The 419-nt window shown below is 60.1% G+C and carries 1 protein-coding gene; it reads right to left on the reverse strand.

Going from position 1 to position 419, the window contains the following annotated elements; genetic code table 11:
- The coding region (locus NS331_RS27025) for a hypothetical protein (RefSeq protein WP_206597369.1) at nucleotides 1-216 on the reverse strand (216 nt) is incomplete at its 3' end.
- Between the last annotated feature and the right edge of the window lie 203 nt (nucleotides 217-419).

Here is a 419-nt window from a genome sequence, read left to right on the forward strand (position 1 = left end):
GTCCGGCCGGATCCGCTCCAGTTGTTCATCCGGCGGCGACAGCAGCGGCGCAGGGTTGCCCACATCCGTGGCGCGACGCCAAAACCATGGCCGGCCACGGGAAAACGGCGTTATCCACAGCCGGGGCCTACCCTTACCTACGACGACTAACATTGAAATAAAAGAAAAGAGCAAAGTCAGGACAACTCCGGCGCATTGCGTCAAAGCGGGATCCACGGTCTTTCCGAAATCGCTGGGTCGGTGCCGGGCGCGCGCGCCCGGCACCGACCCAGCGATTTCGGAAAGACCGTGGATACTTTGCTCTTTTCTTTTATTTCAATGTTAGTCGTCGTAGGTAAGGGTAGGCCCCGGCTGTGGATAACGCCGTTTTCCCGTGGCCGGCCATGGTTTTGGCGTCGCGCCACGGATGTGGGCAACCC

This window comes from Pseudacidovorax intermedius, from assembly GCF_001476815.1.
GTDB lineage: Bacteria > Pseudomonadota > Gammaproteobacteria > Burkholderiales > Burkholderiaceae_C > Xenophilus > Xenophilus intermedius_A.